The sequence below is a fragment of the Yoonia sp. GPGPB17 genome (assembly GCF_037892195.1).
Taxonomy (GTDB): domain Bacteria; phylum Pseudomonadota; class Alphaproteobacteria; order Rhodobacterales; family Rhodobacteraceae; genus Yoonia.
Genome location: NZ_JATACI010000002.1, coordinates 3,186,473 through 3,202,955, shown reverse-complemented (window position 1 = coordinate 3,202,955; position 16,483 = coordinate 3,186,473). Strand labels below are relative to the sequence as shown.

Genomic DNA, 16,483 nt, shown 5'->3' with positions numbered 1-16,483 from the left:
CTTCACATAGCCAGGGCACTATGATGTGTGCTCATTTGCGCAGTGAAGAAATACCTGAATGGCCGCAAATCCCATCAATACCCAATCGCACACCCATCTTTTCGCGGATCGCTCCCGCCCTCCAGCACCCCGTCTTCATGCAGCAGGATCGCCTGCGACCCTCCAATCGCCGTCTCAGGCCGCACGACGTTGTGCCCCAATGCGCTCAGTTCGGCTTTGACCGTGTCGCTGTAGCCGTCCTCGACCCGCAGCTCGTCGCCTTCGGCAAAGCAACGCGGCGCGTCCATGGCCGCCTGAGGTGACAATCCGAAATCAGTAATGTTCGTCACGAACCTTGCATGTCCGGTAGACTGATACTGCCCGCCCATCACGCCGAAGGGCATATGCACCTTGCCGTCTTTCTTCAGTATCGCGGGGATGATCGTATGCATTGGGCGTTTACCGGGGCCAACCTCGTTGGGGTGCCCTTGTTCCAGCGTGAAGCCAGCCCCGCGGTTCTGGAACAGCACGCCGAATTTGTCCGATGCGATGCCGGACCCGAAGGAATGGAAAACCGAGTATATTAACGAGACACACATGCGATCCTTGTCGACGACCGTGATGTAGATGGTGTCCTTATGCACGGCCTCGGCCCCGGGCAACCCTGCGGGCATCGCCTTGCCGGGGTCGATCAGCGCGGCGAGCTTGGCGGCCGTTTCGGGCGACGTCATGTAGTCCAGCCGTGTCATGTAGTCAGGGTCTGACAGGAAGCGGTTGCGGGCGTCGTAGGCGAGCTTGGTGGCCTCGGCCTCGATATGCGCACGCTCCGATCCCCACGGGTCCATGCCCGCGATGTCGAACTGTTTGAGCATGTTCAGCAGCAGGATCGCAGTTGCCCCCTGCCCGTTGGGCGGATGCTCGTACAAGTCGAGCCCGCCATAGTCGCCCATGATCGGGTCGGTGTAGTCGCAAGCGGTATTCGCAAAGTCATCCAGCGTGTGCGTGCCGCCCAGCGCGTTCAGGCTGGCGACCATGTCTTCAGCGATCTCGCCTTCGTAAAAACCCTCGCGCCCGTCCATGGCGATGCGCCGCAGGACTTTTGCCTGTTCGGGCGCACGGAAGATTTGCCCCGGTTTTGGGGAGGCGTTGTTCATCAGATAAAGATCGCGGGCATGGCCCGAAAGGTTGTCGACCGCTTGCGCCCAATCCGAAGCGACGCGTTCGGCCACGGGAACTCCGGCTTCAGCGTAGTGGATCGCGGGGGCCAGGACGGCTTTCAGCCCTAGTTTACCCCAGTCTTTTGACAACTGGCAGAAGGCATCAACCGCGCCCGGCACGCTCACCGCATCCGCCGAATAGGGTCCGATCACATCACCTTTTGAGCGTAGCTTTTCGGCATCAATCCCTGCAGGCGCGCGCCCTGATCCGTTCAGCGCCACAACCCGATCTTCGCCGGGGGGCGTCATCAGCACAAAGCAATCGCCGCCAATCCCAGTCATTTGCGGTTCACACAACCCAAGCAGCACGGCCCCGGCGATGGCGCCGTCCATGGCGTTCCCGCCAGCTTCCATCATTTGCACGGCGACTTTTGCGGCTAATGGGTGCGACGTGGCGCACATACCGTTGGTTGCATAAACCGCAGAGCGACCGGGGTTGTGGAAGTTACGCATGGGAGATGTCCTTTCTGGTCTTGTCGCTCAACCTAGACCGATCACGCCCGGGCGCAACGCCATTGTTCGGGGCTTTTCCTTTGCGCGACACAAGCGTAACTTTGAAACGAGCAAGGGAGGCCAGATCATGCGCGACGTCTACATTACCGGAGCGGCCCGTACCCCGATGGGGGGGTTTCAGGGTATTTTCTCAAGTGTTGATGCACCCAGCCTGGGCGGGGCGGCGATCAAGGCAGCCCTCGAAGGGGCGGCGGTCGAGACCGTTGATGAGGTCTTGATGGGCTGCGTTTTGCCCGCGGGCCAAGGGCAAGCGCCGGCACGGCAGGCCGGGTTTCTGGCGGGGCTGGATGAGAGCGTGCCAGCAACGACCCTAAACAAGATGTGTGGGTCCGGCATGAAGACCACCATGATGGCGTTTGACCAGATCGGCCTGGGTGGCGCGGATAAAATGATCGCGGGCGGGATGGAGAGCATGACAAATGCCCCTTACCTGATGCCAAAGATGCGCGGCGGCGCACGGATTGGTCATCAATCCGTGCAGGACAGTATGTTCTTGGACGGGCTAGAGGATGCCTATGAAAAAGGGCGTCTGATGGGCACTTTTGCCGAGGATTGCGCCGAGAAATTTCAGTTCACCCGTGAAGCGCAAGATCAATATGCGATCGCGTCTCTGTCCAATGCATTGGACGCAGAACGATCAGGCGCCTTTGACAATGAAATCACGCCCGTCACCGTCCATGCCCGGACAGGGGAAGAGGTGATCACGCGTGATGAACAACCCGGCAAGGCCCGACCTGAGAAGATTCCGACGTTGCGACCCGCATTCCGACCGGACGGCACCGTGACGGCCGCGAATGCATCAAGCATTTCGGATGGAGCCGCCGCCTTGGTTTTGTCAGCCGAAGACAACGGTGCTCGGGCACGTATCTTGGGCCATGCCAGCCACGCACAGGCGCCGGGGTGGTTTACCACGGCACCGGTTCCCGCCGCACAAAAGCTGCTGGCCAGGATCGGCTGGTCCGTCGACGACGTGGACCTGTGGGAAGTGAATGAGGCTTTTGCCGTTGTTCCCATGGCTTTCATGCACGAAATGGGCATTGCCCGCGACAAGGTGAATGTGAATGGTGGCGCCTGCGCGTTGGGGCACCCGATTGGGGCCTCGGGCACACGCATCATCGTCACCTTGTTGAATGCACTGGAGACACGCGGTCTAAAGCGCGGCGTTGCTGCGATCTGCATCGGTGGCGGCGAAGGTACCGCCATCGCGATTGAACGTGTGTAAGGGCTCCAAATCATGACAAATGAAACCATGCGCGGTGTCGCGCTGACGGGTCACGGCGGACCGGAGTGCTTGGTCTGGCGCGAGGACTTGCCGCGTCCTGAACCGATGGCAGGCGAGGTATTGATCCGCGTCGCCGCTGCTGGCGTGAACAATACCGATATCAATACACGCGTTGGCTGGTACTCCAAGGGTGACAACGACGCCGATGATGCCAGCTGGGCGGGTGAGCCACTGCGCTTTCCCCGTATTCAGGGCATCGATGCCTGCGGCCATATCGTAGCTGTCGGCGACGGCGTGGACGCTGCGCGGGTTGGTGAACGGGTGCTGGTAGAGCCATGCTTGATTGAAGCCAAGGGGCGTATGTTGGAACAGGCATGGTTCTTTGGGTCGGAATGTGATGGAGCATTCGCTGAATACTGCACCGTCGCCGCACGTCATGCCTATGCAGTCGATAGCAGCCTGACAGACGTTGAACTTGCGTCATTCCCCTGTTCATACTCGACCGCTGAAAACATGCTGACACGCACTAACGTACGCGCCGGTGAAACCGTGCTGATCACGGGCGCATCGGGCGGTGTCGGGTCCGCTGCGGTGCAGTTGGCGAAAGCACGCGGCGCGCATGTTGCCGTTGTGACAAGCGCTAACAAAGCCCAATCCTTGCGTGACCTTGGTGCGGAAGTGATCGTGGATCGGGATGCCGATTATGTGCAAACGTTAGGTGAATCAAGCGTCGATATGGTCGTTGATCTTGTGGCCGGTGACAAGTGGCCGGGGTTGTTGGACCTGCTGCGCCCAAAGGGCCGCTATGCTGTTGCAGGCGCTGTGGGCGGACCAATGGTCGCGCTGGATGTGCGCACGCTCTACCTTAAGGATCTGAGCTTTCATGGCTGTACGGTTTTGGAGCCAGAGGTGTTTAGCAATTTGGTCAAACGTATTGAGACAGGTGCGATCAAGCCGCTGGTTGCTGAGGAGTTCCCGCTGAAAGAGATCAATGCCGCGCAAGCCGCCTTTGCGGATAAAAGCTACACCGGAAAGATCGTTCTTTCGATCGCCAATACAGGAAACTGATGCGATGCGCGTGAACTACCAAGACCTGCACCAGACGATTGCCGCACTGACGGAAGCCGAAGATGACACGGTCGCCCTGATGGCAACCGTTGCCTGTGAGGTACATCACAGCGATGACCGCTTTGACTGGACCGGGTTTTACCGCGTCACCGCGCCTGGCCTGTTGAAGATCGGGCCTTACCAGGGCGGGCACGGCTGTTTGGTGATCCCCTTTGATCGGGGGGTTTGTGGCGCGGCGGCACGCACGGGTGAGGTGCAGCTTGTACCCGATGTCGATGCCTTTCCTGGCCATATCGCCTGCGCCAGCAGCACCAGATCGGAACTGGTTTTGCCAGTATTCAACAATGCGGATACGTTAATTGGCGTCTTTGATATTGATAGCGATCAGCCCGATATCTTCACCCAAACGGATGCAACAGAGCTGCGCACGATCCTAAAAATGGTCTTTGAGAGCGAGAGCTTTGGTGTCAGTATTCGCTGACTGAACCTAAAATGATACGTTTGCTAAGCAGTGAGTTTGGGCGATATGAGAATGCTTGATCAGTTTTCACGGTGCAGTTATGCGTGACGATCGCATTACCGTATCCTCACTAGGTGCCGATATTCGCTCATTGCGCAAAGCGCGCAAAATGACGCTTGTCGATCTTTCCGATGCGTTGGGCCGATCTGTCGGCTGGCTCAGCCAGGTTGAGCGTGAGATGTCGTACCCTGCGATTGCCGACCTCAACAAGATGGCTGCCATTCTGGATGTATCCGTGTCCAGCTTTCTGCAGATGGGTGCCTTGCCCGACGAGGAGGGGCTGGTTGTTCGCGCGCATACCCGCAGGCCGATTGGCAGTCGCACACCCGGTCTGACCGAAGCCTTGCTTTCCCCTGATCTGACCGATGACTTTGAGGTCATCCATTCGACCTTTGCGCCGCATTCCCATCTGCCAGAGCCATTGACCCGCCCCACGCAAGAGGTGTGCTATATCGTTAGTGGTCAATTCGAGATCGCGCTGAATGGCAAACACTTCACTCTGGAGGCAGGCGATAGTTTCCGCCTGCGCGGTCAGCAATTTCAGTGGTGGAACCGCCAAAACAAACCATGCGAGATCATCTGGGTGATCTCGCCCCCGATCTACTAGAGGCCCGTGGTGTTACGCGGACATTGCGAATGCGGGGCCGTTGCCTTTGAGATAGCCAAGGCACGCGACACCATCAGCTTTTGCCATTGCAGCCAATGCAGGCGAACCAGCGGACACTACTGGGCCTCGACCCGCGCTGACATTGCAGATGTAACCTTTACGCACGATGATGGGCTGACTTGGTTTCAGTCGTCTGAGGCCGCCCGCCGGGGCTTTTGCAAAATCTGCGGATCGAGCCTGTTTTATCAACCGATTGGCGCAAATCACCTAGGCATTGCCGCAGGTTGCCTTGACCTGCCGACTGCGATGCGTCCCGGTAAACATATCTTCACCGCCGATGCCGGCGATTACTACACCATCCCGGATGATGCGCCGCACATCCCCGACTAGAGAAAGCGAATGATATGGCTGATTTCCCAACAACTGCGCGTGTTGTCATTATTGGTGGCGGTGTTGTGGGGGTATCGACCCTCTACCATCTGGCCAAAATGGGCTGGACCGATTGCGTTCTGCTGGAAAAGAACGAACTGACCGCAGGATCGACTTGGCACGCGGCGGGCAACTGTCCGAACTTTGCACCCAACTGGGCCGTGATGAACATGCAGCGCTATTCACTGGATATGTATCGGTCGTTGGCGGATGAGGTCGATTATCCGATGAACTATCACGTGACCGGCGCCCTGCGTCTGGGCCACACCAAAGAGCGCCGTCAGGAATTTGAACGCGTCGCAGGTCAGGCCAAGGGCATGGGGCTGCCGCTGGAAATGATCGGTGTAGATGAAGTCAAGAACTACAACCCCTTCGTTGAGACGCATGATTTGTCCGGCGTGTTGTGGGACCCGTTGGATGGGGACATTGACCCCGCACAGTTGACGCAGGCGCTGGCCAAAGGGGCCCGCGATCTGGGTGCCAAGATCGAGCGTTTCTGCCCGGCAACCGGTGTCACGCAGAAAGACAGTGGCGACTGGATCGTGCATACGGACAAGGGCGACATCACCTGCGAAAAGGTCGTGAACGCCGCCGGTTACTATGCCGCCCGCGTGGGTGAGTGGTTCAAGCCATACGGTGGCCGCGATGTGCCGCTAACGGTCATGTCCCACCAGTATTTCCTGACCGAGGAAATTGATGAGATCAAAGCCTGGACAAAGGAAAACGGCAAAAAGACCCCGATGATCCGCGACGTGGATTCGTCTTACTACCTGCGTCAGGACAAGAACGGCCTGAACCTCGGCCCCTATGAGCGGAATTGTAAGGCCCATTGGGTCACACCCGATGATCCGATGCCGCATGACTTTAGCTTCCAGCTCTACCCCGACGATCTGGATCGTTTGGAATGGTACATTGAGGATGCGATGGAACGTGTCCCCGTTCTGGGCACTGGCGGTGTTGGCCGGAACATCAACGGCCCGATCCCTTATGCACCTGATGGCCTGCCGATGGTTGGCCCCATGCCCGGCGTGAAGAACGCGTTTGAGGCGCATTCCTTCACCTTCGGCATCGTTCAGGGCGGTGGTGCTGGTAAGGTCATGGCCGAATGGCTGGTTGAGGGTGAAACCGAGATGGATATGTGGTCCGTCGATCCGCGCCGCTACACCGACTACGCAGATGCAGACTACAGCCTGCAAAAGGCGCTAGAAACATACGGCCACGAGTACGGCATGCACTTCCCGCACAAGATGTGGCCCGCGGGCCGTGACAAGAAACTGTCGCCTGTGGATGCAAAGGTCCGTGCGTTGGGCGGCCAGATGGGTGCCTACAACGGCTGGGAACGCGCCAATTGGTTTGCCAAGGATGGCGATGATACCTCGACCGAAGCGACTGAGACCTGGGAACGCGAAGGCCCTTGGAAGGTCCGTGTTAAAGAAGAATGCGAAGCGGTCCGCGATGGCGTGGGCGTTCTCGACCTGCCCGGCTTTTCGCGCTTCAACCTGACCGGTGAAGGCGCGGCTGAGTTCCTGCGTGGCATGATTGCGGGCGCGCTGCCCAAGATCGGGCGTATGAACCTTGCCTACTTCCCCGACAGCCAAGGCCGTATCCTGACTGAGATGTCATTGATCCGCCACGACGAGGATCACTTCACGCTGATCACCGCAGCCTCGGCCCAATGGCATGACTATGACATTCTGGACAAGTATCTGCCCGCAGGTCTGACACTGACAGACATCACCAGAGAGTTCTCAACGCTGATCGTGACGGGACCAAAGGCGCGTGACTTGTTCACTGCTATGGGTACAGACGCCGATCTGGCATCAGGTTGGTTGACCCATCAATCCGCGACCGTCGCAGGTGTCTCCTGCAAACTGGCCCGCGTCAGTTTTGCCGGTGAATTGGGCTGGGAGATCCATGCACGTATGGACAAGATGCCCGCGCTTTACGACGCCGTACTGGCCGCCGGTGCGACACCGTTTGGCATGTTTGCCCTGAATGCGCTGCGCATCGAAAAAGGCTACCGCGCATGGAAGGGTGATTTATCCACCGACTACACCTTGCTTGAAGGCGGGATGGAACGCTTTATCAAGTTCGACAAGCCGCAGGATTTCCCCGGCAAGGCCGCTTTGCTGAGTGAAAAGCAGCGGGGCCGCAAGCAGGGGTTCGCGACGCTCACCATCGACAACCCCGGCCCGGCGGATGCGCCTTATATGTCGCCGATCTGGGTGGGCGACGAGAAAGTGGGCGAAACCACCTCGGGCGACTGGGGGTTCCGCGTCAATAAATCCATTGCGCTCGGCATGCTGCGGACCGACATAAACACCCCCGGCAGCAAGGTTGAAGTTGAAATCTACGGACAGCGCTACACCGCGACCGTGCAGGACGATCAGCCACTGTGGGATCCCAAGAACGAGCGGATCCGCGCCTGATGCTGACCGCACCGATGAAAGACCTGATCGCCACGTTCCCGCTGGGGTTCGTGGCGACAGTGACTTCAGACGGTGCACCGGCGGTTTCGCCCAAAGGTACGTTTCTGGTTCTGGGTGACACCACAATTGCCTATGCTGATATCCGCTCGCCTGGCACGCGCCGCAACCTGACGGGAAACCCGGCTGTTGAGGTGAATTTCATTGATCCCTTCAAGCGCAAAGCCGTACGGGTTGGTGGCAATGCCGTCATTCATCCCAAAAAGACAGACTGGTTTACCGAAAGACACCCCAGATGGCAGGACGTCTTTGGCGACGTTGCACAGCGCATCTCTGCCTTGGTTGAGATCAATATCAATAGCGCATCCGAGATATGGACACCGCCCTATGATGATGGCGTGACCGAAGCCGAAATGATAGCGACGTATAAAGCAAGATTCGGAGCGCTTTATACGTGAGTGACATTATTCTTCTTGACGGTGGAATGGGCCAGGAACTGGTTCATCGCGCTGGCGATCGTCCGACACCACTGTGGTCCACCCAAGTGATGATCGATCATCCCGGTCTGGTGGCCAAGGTTCATGCTAGCTATGCCGCAGCAGGCGCGACGGTACATACGACGAATACCTATGCGATTCTACATGACCGGCTGGAAGGCACCGGCATGGAGGATCAGTTCGAAGCGCTTTATGCGGCGGCGATGAATGAGGCCGCAAATGCAGGAGTAAGGGCTGGCGCAATTGGCCCGCTTGGCGCATCTTATCGGCCCGACGTGTTCCCACCGCATGAGATCGCGGTCGAAACCTACACAGAAGTGGCCAACCTGCTTGCACCCCATGTCGACGTGATCCTTTGCGAAACCGTCGCATCCGTCGCCCATGCAAGCGCAATCCTTGAGGCCGCTGCGACCACCGGGAAACCCGTTTGGCTGGCACTGACGGTGGATGACACAGATGGTACCAAATTACGATCCGGCGAACCTATCACAGATGTGTTAGCGGTTGCGGACGCTGCCAGCGCTGTTCTGGCGAACTGTTCTTCACCCGAGGCGATCAGCGACGCGATCGCAGTATTGGCCGCAGGAACGACGAAACCTTTTGGCGGCTACGCCAACGGCTTTACCAAAATCAGTGATGCGTTTCTGGGCGATAAGCCAACGGTCGATGCGCTGACCGCACGCACGGATCTGGGCCCCGATGCCTACGCCCGTTTTGCGATGAAATGGATCGCACAAGGTGCGACGATTGTAGGCGGTTGCTGCGAAGTCGGGCCCGCGCATATTGCCAAGCTGGCGGATGAGATCAAAGCCGCCGGACATACCATTGTGGCGCCATGAGCGCGCCTTGCATCTTTGATATCTATGTCGCTGAAGGCTTCGTCCTGACAGAGTTTGCAGGCGTCGTTGAAGTCATCAGGCTTGCCAATCGGATCAACGCAAGCCGACTTTTTGAGTGGAACATTCGTTCAGCGAAGGGCGGCCCGATCACGGCCAGCAGCGCGGTCACGGTTGAAACCACTCCGCTCCCCCTGCGCCCCGATGCGGATTATCTGTTTGTGTTGGGCAACACCGACCCCGCCTGCCCCGCCCTGTCACTGGGAAAGGCACTGGCCAATTATACCAGCAGGCAGGCACGCGTGGTGCTGTTGTCAGAGGCGGCGGCGCGCTACATCTCGGAAACACAGGGCGATCCCGGCAGCCATACAACCCATTGGGAGAACCGCACGGTTCTGATGGAGCGGCTGGGTCTTTTTGACACCAAAGCCACCCTTGCGGTCGAAAGCGGATCGATCATCACCTGCGCGGGGATGGGATCAACCTTTGACATCGCCCTCTCTATCGCCAGCCAGCATGCGTCATCCACCACAATGACGACGGTCGCGGATATCCTGCTGCATGAACGGGTCCGGCATTTCAACACGCTCCAGCCGTTTTCTGGCAAAGTGGTGACAACCACCGGTGACACCGCCCTTGATGCCTGTCTAGCATTGATGCAGGACAACATGGAATTTCCGCTGCCCATCAGTGAGATAGCGGCGCGCAGTAACCTTTCAAAACGATCGCTTGAACGAAAATTCAATCGACTGATGAAGACAACACCGAACGGGTACTACAGGGGTTTGCGCCTGAACAAAGCCAACAACCTGTTGCTGAACACAGACATGCGGATCAATGAAATCGGGCTGGCCTGCGGCTTTCCCAGTGGGTTCGCCACGATCTACCGCGAGGCTTTTGGCATGACCCCAAATGCCGCCCGCAAGAAAGGCCGGATGGAATAGTGTTTTTGCGTCAGAAGTGACGCTTTTGCGAAGGTTGTTAGTCCGCCAAACTGGCACAAAACAGACAGATTTCCAGCCTACAGGATTCCTCATCATGCCTACCCTCCCTGCCCACGCGCGCGTTGTCATTATTGGTGGCGGTGTCATTGGTTGTTCTGTGGCCTATCACCTGGCCAAACTGGGCTGGAAAGATGTGGTTTTGCTGGAACGTATGCAGCTGACATCTGGCACAACTTGGCATGCGGCAGGTTTGATTGCGCAACTGCGTGCAACGGCGAACATGACGAAGCTCGCGAAATACAGCCAAGAGCTGTATGGTAGTCTGGAAACAGAGACTGGTGTCGCGACAGGGTTCAAACGCTGTGGCTCTATCACCGTCGCGCTGACCGAAGAGCGCAAAGAAGAGATTTTCCGTCAGGCGGGCATGGCCCGCGCCTTTGGTGTCGATGTGGAAGAGATTTCACCGGAAGAGGTTAAGGCACGCTATGAACATCTGAACATCGATGGTGTGACGGCTGGCGTCTATCTGCCCAAGGACGGTCAGGGCGACCCGGCCAACATCGCACTGGCTCTGGCCAAGGGAGCACGGATGAACGGCGCGGTCGTGGCGGAACGCACAAAGGTGACAAAGATCAACAAAGCAGGCCGCCGCGTTCAGTCTGTGGAGTGGCAGCAAGGTGGTGAACACGGCACAATGACCTGCGATATGATCGTGAATTGTGCCGGGATGTGGGGCAATGAGGTTGGCCGCATGGCAGGCGTGAACGTGCCACTACACGCCTGTGAACACTTCTACATCGTGACCGAGGCGATTGAGGGCCTGACCCAGATGCCCGTGCTGCGCGTGCCGGATGAATGTGCCTACTACAAAGAAGACGCGGGCAAGATGCTGTTGGGTGCGTTTGAGCCGAATGCCAAACCCTGGGCCATGAACGGTATTCCTGACGATTTCGAATTTGACCAGCTTCCCGAAGACTTTGACCATTTTGAACCCATTCTGGAGGCAGCCGTCGAACGTCTGCCGATGCTGGCAGAGGCGGGTATTCATACGTTCTTCAACGGCCCTGAAAGCTTTACGCCGGATGATGCGTACCATCTTGGCCTTGCGCCTGAGATGGACAATGTGTGGGTTGCAGCTGGTTTTAACTCCATTGGGATTCAGTCTGCCGGTGGCGCGGGTATGGCGTTGTCACAATGGATGGATACAGGCGAGAAACCGTTCGATCTCGGCGACGTTGACATCAGCCGGATGCAGCCCTTTCAGGGCAACAAAACCTATCTGTTTGAACGGTCCAAGGAAACGCTGGGTCTGCTTTATGCAGACCACTTCCCGTTCCGCCAGAAGGCCACGGCGCGCGGTATCCGCCGCACACCGTTCCACCAACATATGCTCGACAATGGTGGTGTGTTGGGTGAACTCGCAGGTTGGGAACGGGCCAATTGGTTCGCGAAGCCAACGCAAGTGCCAGAATACGACTATTCGTGGAAACGTCAGAACTTCTTTGACAACGTTTGCGAAGAAGTCGCCGCGATCCGTCAGAACGTCGGCATGTATGATATGTCGTCCTTCGGCAAAATCCGGGTCGAGGGCCACGATGCAATGGCCTTTATGAACTATGTGGGCGGCGGTGATTACGATGTGCCTGTAGGCAAGATCGTCTACACGCAGTTCCTGAACAATGCGGGCGGCATTGAGGCGGATGTCACTGTCACGCGCATTTCTGAACTGTGCTATCTGGTGGTGACCCCTGCCGCGACACGTCTGGCCGATCAAACCTGGATGCAGCGCCATGTGGGCGACTTCAACGTCGTGATCACCGATGTCACCGCTGGCGAAGGTGTCTTGGCTGTCATGGGGCCGAATAGCCGGACATTGCTGGAAGCGGTTTCGCCCGCTGACTTCACCAATGACGTAAACCCCTTTGGCACCGCGCAAGAGGTCGAGATCGGCATGGGCCTCGCCCGTGTTCACCGCGTCACATACGTGGGTGAGCTGGGATGGGAGGTCTACATGTCCTCTGACATGGCGGGCCACGTGTTCGAGACACTGCACGAGGCCGGTCAGGACATGGGGTTAAAGCTCTGTGGCATGCATATGATGGATGCCGCACGGATGGAAAAAGGCTTCCGCCACTTTGGCCATGACATCACGTCTGAGGATCACGTGCTCGAAGCTGGACTTGGCTTTGCGGTCAAGCGCGACAAGCCAAACTTCATCGGGCGTGATGCGGTGTTGCGCAAACGCGATGAAGGGCTGGAACGACGTCTGGTGCAGTTCAAGCTGACAGACCCCGAACCACTGCTTTACCACAACGAACCCGTTGTGCGTGATGGTCAAGTTGTGGGCTATCTGTCGTCTGGCGGCTACGGTCACCACCTTGGGGCCGCGATCGGTATGGGCTATGTCCCATGCAAAGGTGAGACCGCGGCTGAGATGCTGGAAAGCAGCTTTGAGATTGATGTCATGGGCACGCGGGTGAAGGCCGAGGCGCAGCTCAAGCCGTTCTATGACCCCATGAGCGAACGGGTGAAGGTCTGACTTCGGGAAGCGCTAGGTGGCTTGGACCTGAAGTGATCGTGAGCCAGGGACCCGAAGCGTAGCCTTGGCCGCAAAGTCGGACGTTTGCCCAGATTTCGCTGATCGTCCCGAATGCCGCTTCATCCAATTTATCAAGATAATCCCGCGCGGCATCTGAGCTGAAGATTCTGCCGCTTGCACAGCTGGACGGTAGTTCTAAATCATTAGGGCACTTTCCTTAGGTCTACTGCGCCTTGAATAGCTCTAGCCAATCTCTCTTGACTTTTCTAGGGATGGATTGTGGATCATCGGGGCCGCCGCTCCATCGAGAAAACAAACCGCCAACGAACTTCTTCATGCCATCCTCATCGTCTGGAAAATTTCCACCCTTGGCCAAGTAAAGCCACGAGTAGAATTGAGACATGGTATAGTGGTCGAACTCCGCATTGTACTCGTCATCAATACGATATGTTCGACGCTGAACTGTTGCATCAAAGTAGTCCTCTAAGTCGTCTTCGGTAAACGACAACGAGAGAAAGCGATCGTGTAGATCTGGCCGGATCACCTTCGAAACGAGCAAGGTGATCAAGACATCTATCCAGCCTTGGAGATAGCTCCCGTTCTGAAGAATATCGCCGCTGAGTAGCGTGACCGCGCTCAAAATTTTCCCGACATCCCTTATCGAGACTGAATTGTTTCGGGATACGATTTTTAAGTGTGGCTTTAGTGCATTGGCGATGTGGTCAGGTACACCCATTTCTTCAATTTGGTGTTCGAGGTAAACTACAACCGTGTTTTTCATATCGTGTTGCCGTCCAATTTCTGAAGGCAGAGCTAGTGTAACATTGATGAACTTTCTTAGGTATGCAGATGCGTCAAGGTCACGTCCGTCAAGGTGGTGTAATTTGCCTGGTGGCCTGAGCGCATGATCAGGCGGCTTTGATGCTGAGAATTGGGTCTGTCTCCTCGTTGTCGATCTGGGCGAATGCCTCGACCATCATGTAGCGGCTTGCGGTCTGCCATTCGTCGTTCTGCTCAAATAGCACTGCGCCGATGAGGCGGGTGATGGATGCCTCGTTTGGAAAGATACCGACGACATCCGCGCGCCGTTTCACCTCTTTGTTCAGGCGCTCAATGGGATTGGTCGAGTGCAGCTTCGTGCGATGTTGGCGCGGGAAGGCCATGTAGGCCAGCACGTCGTGTTCGCTGCTGTCCATCAACTCTGCCAACTTTGGCCACCGAGGCCGGAGCTGATCGGCCACCTTGCGCCAGGTCTCTCCAGCGGATGCTCGGTCGGGCTGGTCGAAGGCTTGCCTGATCGCGGCGGCGACAACGGTGTGCTGGCCGCGTGACACATGCGCCAGGGCGTTACGCATCCAGTGAACCCGGCAGCGTTGCCACGTCGCCTCGAAGACGCGCTCGATGGCGGCGCGTAAGCCACTGTGGGCATCGCTGATCACCAGTTTGGTCCCATCAAGCCCACGGGCCTTGAGGCCGCGCAGGAAGTCCATCCAGAACGTTTCTGCCTCTGAGGGGCCAAGACCTAGGCCGATGATCTCCCGGCGGCCATCGGTGTTTGCTGCAACGGCGATTATGGCGGCAACGCTGACGATCCGCCCGCCCTGGCGCACCTTCAGGTATGTGGCGTCGAGCCAGACATAGGGCCATTCCCCGTTGAGCGGGCGGGTCAGGAACTCATTCACCCTCTCGTCAATGTCTTTGCAAAGCTTGGACACGGTGCTCTTGGAGATGCCGCTCAGGCCCATGGCTTGGGCTAATTCATCGACGCGGCGGGTGGACACACCGCCAATCCAAGCCTCCTGGATCACAGCCACCAGGGCTTTCTCGGATGTCTTTCGGGGTTCCAAGAAGCCGGGAAAGTAGCTGCCTTGGCGGAGCTTCGGGACCTTGAGGTTCAAAGTGCCCAAACGGGTATCGAGAGCGCGCTCTCGATACCCGTTCCGCCACGTGGCGCGGTCATTGCTACGTTCGTGCTTGCCTGCACCGATCAGGCCTTCGACATCGGCCTCCATGATGAGCTGAAGAACGGCCTCGGCAACGCTGCGAAGAAAGTCGCCGCCGTCCTGCTTGGCCAGAAGCTCTGATAAGTCCATGTTGGTTTTGGTCATCGGGGTCTCCGTGTGGTCCGTGGTTGAAGTCGCGAAACTCCGCCCGACCATACACCTCGGTGGCCACCTGGGTTTACACCGTTGACGGCATAGAAATTACACCACGTGCTCGGACACTAACTGCGTCAATGTCGCTGCCGTATCTGGCCTTCACGCTGTTTTCTAGCGCCTTCAGATTGACCCCCAAAACGAAGGCAATACCCGGAATTGCAAAGAAGTGTTTTATCACCTCCAACACCTCCAAGGCATAGTCCGGCCGACATCGATCTAACTCATCCACTACGATGACCAACCGCGCACCTACAGACGTCGGTTCATCTTCCTCTTTCTTCTGAATGGCTACCAATTCTTTCAGTGCTGAACGAAACTCTTCTATTGCCGCACGGCGTCCGCTTTCTTGCGACCAATAGTTTTCTAACGCATCAGATGCCTCAGTGCTCAAGGCATTTACCGCGGCATCTCCAACGGGTGCTAACGCTTCAGTCGCACCAAAGGTTGCCATCGCTACTCCGATCCGTGCCAACGGCTTTGCAAACTTAAAGGCCGCGGCCTTGATCCGCCGCACGGTGCCCTCGTCGGCTTGTGGGAAACGTTCGCTGAGGGTCGCTACAAGGCTGGGTAGCGGGTCGCTTAAGTAGTCATTTGCAAAGGCATCAAAATAGACGGTCGTTGCTGTGCCCGCGTTGTCAAGAATATGTGCGCCAACCCAACGTTTAAGAAAGTAAGTCTTTCCAGTGCCCCAACCGCCGTTCAGCGCGACTACCATTGGGTCCTCGACGCGTTCTACGAGCTCAGAAAGTGATTTTCCAACTTTCGCTCGTTGCAAGACATCGCATTCTTCAAATCCCTCTTCATACAATGCCACTTGTGGTTCCGGAGGAAAAATCTTCATAAAACCATGTTCCGGATTTCTTTTTCTATCGGGAGGTTAGTAGTCTCAAAAGTGATGTTCCAAAAGCGAATTCATCGGACAAATTCTTCAGCCGTAGCGAAAATCAGCTCTGGGGTAACGGCACGCAGCGCATCAACTCGTCGGTTCGGGCAGCTCTGGACCGAAACCACAACAATTCACACTCTTGGTGGCGCGTAGCGCCACTGTAAGTGTAAATGGCAAATACTAGAAGAACCTACTGAGGGGGCAATTTGCACCGCTTACGCTGGACGCGTGGCTATGCGCGGGACGCCCTAAACGTAGCACCACTGTAGCACCGCACCTTGTGATCCAATCACAAAAAGCGCCCAAGGGGCGCTAATGCGTTGCTTGATATGCCTTATTTTGGTTGCGGGAGTAGGATTTGAACCTACGACCTTCAGGTTATGAGCCTGACGAGCTACCGGGCTGCTCCATCCCGCGACAAGGACGCAAGGCGCTCGCCTTGCGTCGTGTGGTAGTACTGCAGCGCTGTGTGAAGCACAAGGGGGCTTCTGCCGAATTCGCACTGATTTCTTTAACTTTTATTTCATGTCTACACGCAGTCGGGCAGGGAAGGTCCATGGGTAGCTGGACGCGACATTCCCGGTCAACGGCACAAGAGACGTCGACACGGTGGTTACAGGCGTGGAAGACGTTTTGTATTT

The 16,483-nt window shown here is 57.2% G+C and carries 14 protein-coding genes and 1 tRNA gene; 10 read left to right on the top strand and 5 right to left on the bottom strand.

All coding sequences use genetic code 11. The features are described from left to right. Positions 1–74 precede the first annotated feature (74 nt). Positions 75–1,649, bottom strand: a complete 1,575-nt coding sequence (locus QTO30_RS16840) for a gamma-glutamyltransferase family protein (RefSeq protein WP_340425216.1) — start codon at positions 1,647–1,649, stop codon at positions 75–77. A gap of 127 nt (positions 1,650–1,776) precedes the next feature. Between QTO30_RS16840 and QTO30_RS16835 the strand changes: the two genes are divergently transcribed. The 10 genes from QTO30_RS16835 to QTO30_RS16790 all read left to right on the top strand — a co-directional run bounded on the left by QTO30_RS16835 (position 1,777) and on the right by QTO30_RS16790 (position 12,797). Beyond that, positions 1,777–2,931 (top strand): thiolase family protein, encoded by a 1,155-nt coding sequence (locus QTO30_RS16835; RefSeq protein ID WP_340425215.1) that lies wholly within the window; start codon positions 1,777–1,779, stop codon positions 2,929–2,931. A gap of 12 nt (positions 2,932–2,943) precedes the next feature. Continuing rightward, on the top strand, positions 2,944–3,999 hold the full coding sequence (locus QTO30_RS16830) for an alcohol dehydrogenase family protein (RefSeq protein WP_340425214.1): 1,056 nt from the start codon (positions 2,944–2,946) through the stop codon (positions 3,997–3,999). 4 nt (positions 4,000–4,003) lie between these two features. Further along, positions 4,004–4,480, top strand: coding sequence for a GAF domain-containing protein (locus QTO30_RS16825; protein ID WP_340425213.1), 477 nt, complete (start codon positions 4,004–4,006; stop codon positions 4,478–4,480). Positions 4,481–4,559: 79 nt separating this feature from the next. Beyond that, positions 4,560–5,126: a helix-turn-helix domain-containing protein gene (locus QTO30_RS16820; RefSeq protein ID WP_340425212.1), complete on the top strand. Its 567-nt coding sequence runs from the start codon at positions 4,560–4,562 to the stop codon at positions 5,124–5,126. A gap of 9 nt (positions 5,127–5,135) precedes the next feature. Next, on the top strand, positions 5,136–5,516 hold the full coding sequence (locus QTO30_RS16815; RefSeq protein WP_340425211.1) for a GFA family protein: 381 nt from the start codon (positions 5,136–5,138) through the stop codon (positions 5,514–5,516). Positions 5,517–5,530: 14 nt separating this feature from the next. Continuing rightward, positions 5,531–7,984: a GcvT family protein gene (locus tag QTO30_RS16810; RefSeq protein WP_340425210.1), complete on the top strand. Its 2,454-nt coding sequence runs from the start codon at positions 5,531–5,533 to the stop codon at positions 7,982–7,984. Further along, positions 7,984–8,439: a pyridoxamine 5'-phosphate oxidase family protein gene (locus QTO30_RS16805; protein WP_340425209.1), complete on the top strand. Its 456-nt coding sequence runs from the start codon at positions 7,984–7,986 to the stop codon at positions 8,437–8,439. Before QTO30_RS16810 ends, QTO30_RS16805 begins: the two co-directional genes overlap by 1 nt. Continuing rightward, positions 8,436–9,317, top strand: a complete 882-nt coding sequence (locus QTO30_RS16800) for a homocysteine S-methyltransferase family protein (protein WP_340425208.1) — start codon at positions 8,436–8,438, stop codon at positions 9,315–9,317. The genes QTO30_RS16805 and QTO30_RS16800 overlap by 4 nt, the downstream gene beginning before the upstream one ends. Beyond that, positions 9,314–10,258 carry a GlxA family transcriptional regulator gene (locus QTO30_RS16795; protein WP_340425207.1) on the top strand — a complete coding sequence of 315 codons (945 nt, stop codon included), beginning with the start codon at positions 9,314–9,316 and terminating at the stop codon, positions 10,256–10,258. Before QTO30_RS16800 ends, QTO30_RS16795 begins: the two co-directional genes overlap by 4 nt. A gap of 94 nt (positions 10,259–10,352) precedes the next feature. After that, positions 10,353–12,797 carry a GcvT family protein gene (locus QTO30_RS16790; protein WP_340425206.1) on the top strand — a complete coding sequence of 815 codons (2,445 nt, stop codon included), beginning with the start codon at positions 10,353–10,355 and terminating at the stop codon, positions 12,795–12,797. A 223-nt stretch (positions 12,798–13,020) separates the two neighbouring features. Here the strand turns inward: QTO30_RS16790 and QTO30_RS16785 are convergent, their stop codons facing one another. The 4 genes from QTO30_RS16785 to QTO30_RS16770 all read right to left on the bottom strand — a co-directional run bounded on the left by QTO30_RS16785 (position 13,021) and on the right by QTO30_RS16770 (position 16,259). Next, complete coding sequence (locus tag QTO30_RS16785) at positions 13,021–13,578, bottom strand: hypothetical protein (protein ID WP_340425205.1); 558 nt, start codon at positions 13,576–13,578, stop codon at positions 13,021–13,023. Between the two features lie 127 nt (positions 13,579–13,705). Next, the gene (locus QTO30_RS16780) at positions 13,706–14,905 is read right to left on the bottom strand and encodes an IS256 family transposase (RefSeq protein ID WP_340425204.1); all 1,200 of its coding nucleotides are present in this window, start codon (positions 14,903–14,905) and stop codon (positions 13,706–13,708) included. A gap of 73 nt (positions 14,906–14,978) precedes the next feature. Then, entirely contained in the window at positions 14,979–15,797 is an 819-nt protein-coding gene (locus tag QTO30_RS16775; RefSeq protein WP_340425203.1) for a KAP family P-loop NTPase fold protein, read from the bottom strand. Positions 15,798–16,182: 385 nt separating this feature from the next. After that, positions 16,183–16,259: transfer RNA gene (locus tag QTO30_RS16770), tRNA-Met, on the bottom strand. Positions 16,260–16,483: the final 224 nt, after the last annotated feature.

Bases quoted from the DNA above. Each gene is read 5' to 3' on its own strand.
- QTO30_RS16840 (WP_340425216.1), bottom strand. From the start codon at position 1,649: ATGCGTAACTTCCACAACCCCGGTCGCTCTGCGGTTTATGCAACCAAC.
- QTO30_RS16835 (WP_340425215.1), top strand. From the start codon at position 1,777: ATGCGCGACGTCTACATTACCGGAGCGGCCCGTACCCCGATGGGGGGG.
- QTO30_RS16830 (WP_340425214.1), top strand. From the start codon at position 2,944: ATGACAAATGAAACCATGCGCGGTGTCGCGCTGACGGGTCACGGCGGA.
- QTO30_RS16825 (WP_340425213.1), top strand. From the start codon at position 4,004: ATGCGCGTGAACTACCAAGACCTGCACCAGACGATTGCCGCACTGACG.
- QTO30_RS16820 (WP_340425212.1), top strand. From the start codon at position 4,560: ATGCGTGACGATCGCATTACCGTATCCTCACTAGGTGCCGATATTCGC.
- QTO30_RS16810 (WP_340425210.1), top strand. From the start codon at position 5,531: ATGGCTGATTTCCCAACAACTGCGCGTGTTGTCATTATTGGTGGCGGT.
- QTO30_RS16805 (WP_340425209.1), top strand. From the start codon at position 7,984: ATGCTGACCGCACCGATGAAAGACCTGATCGCCACGTTCCCGCTGGGG.
- QTO30_RS16795 (WP_340425207.1), top strand. From the start codon at position 9,314: ATGAGCGCGCCTTGCATCTTTGATATCTATGTCGCTGAAGGCTTCGTC.
- QTO30_RS16790 (WP_340425206.1), top strand. From the start codon at position 10,353: ATGCCTACCCTCCCTGCCCACGCGCGCGTTGTCATTATTGGTGGCGGT.
- QTO30_RS16785 (WP_340425205.1), bottom strand. From the start codon at position 13,578: ATGAAAAACACGGTTGTAGTTTACCTCGAACACCAAATTGAAGAAATG.
- QTO30_RS16780 (WP_340425204.1), bottom strand. From the start codon at position 14,905: ATGACCAAAACCAACATGGACTTATCAGAGCTTCTGGCCAAGCAGGAC.
- QTO30_RS16775 (WP_340425203.1), bottom strand. From the start codon at position 15,797: ATGAAGATTTTTCCTCCGGAACCACAAGTGGCATTGTATGAAGAGGGA.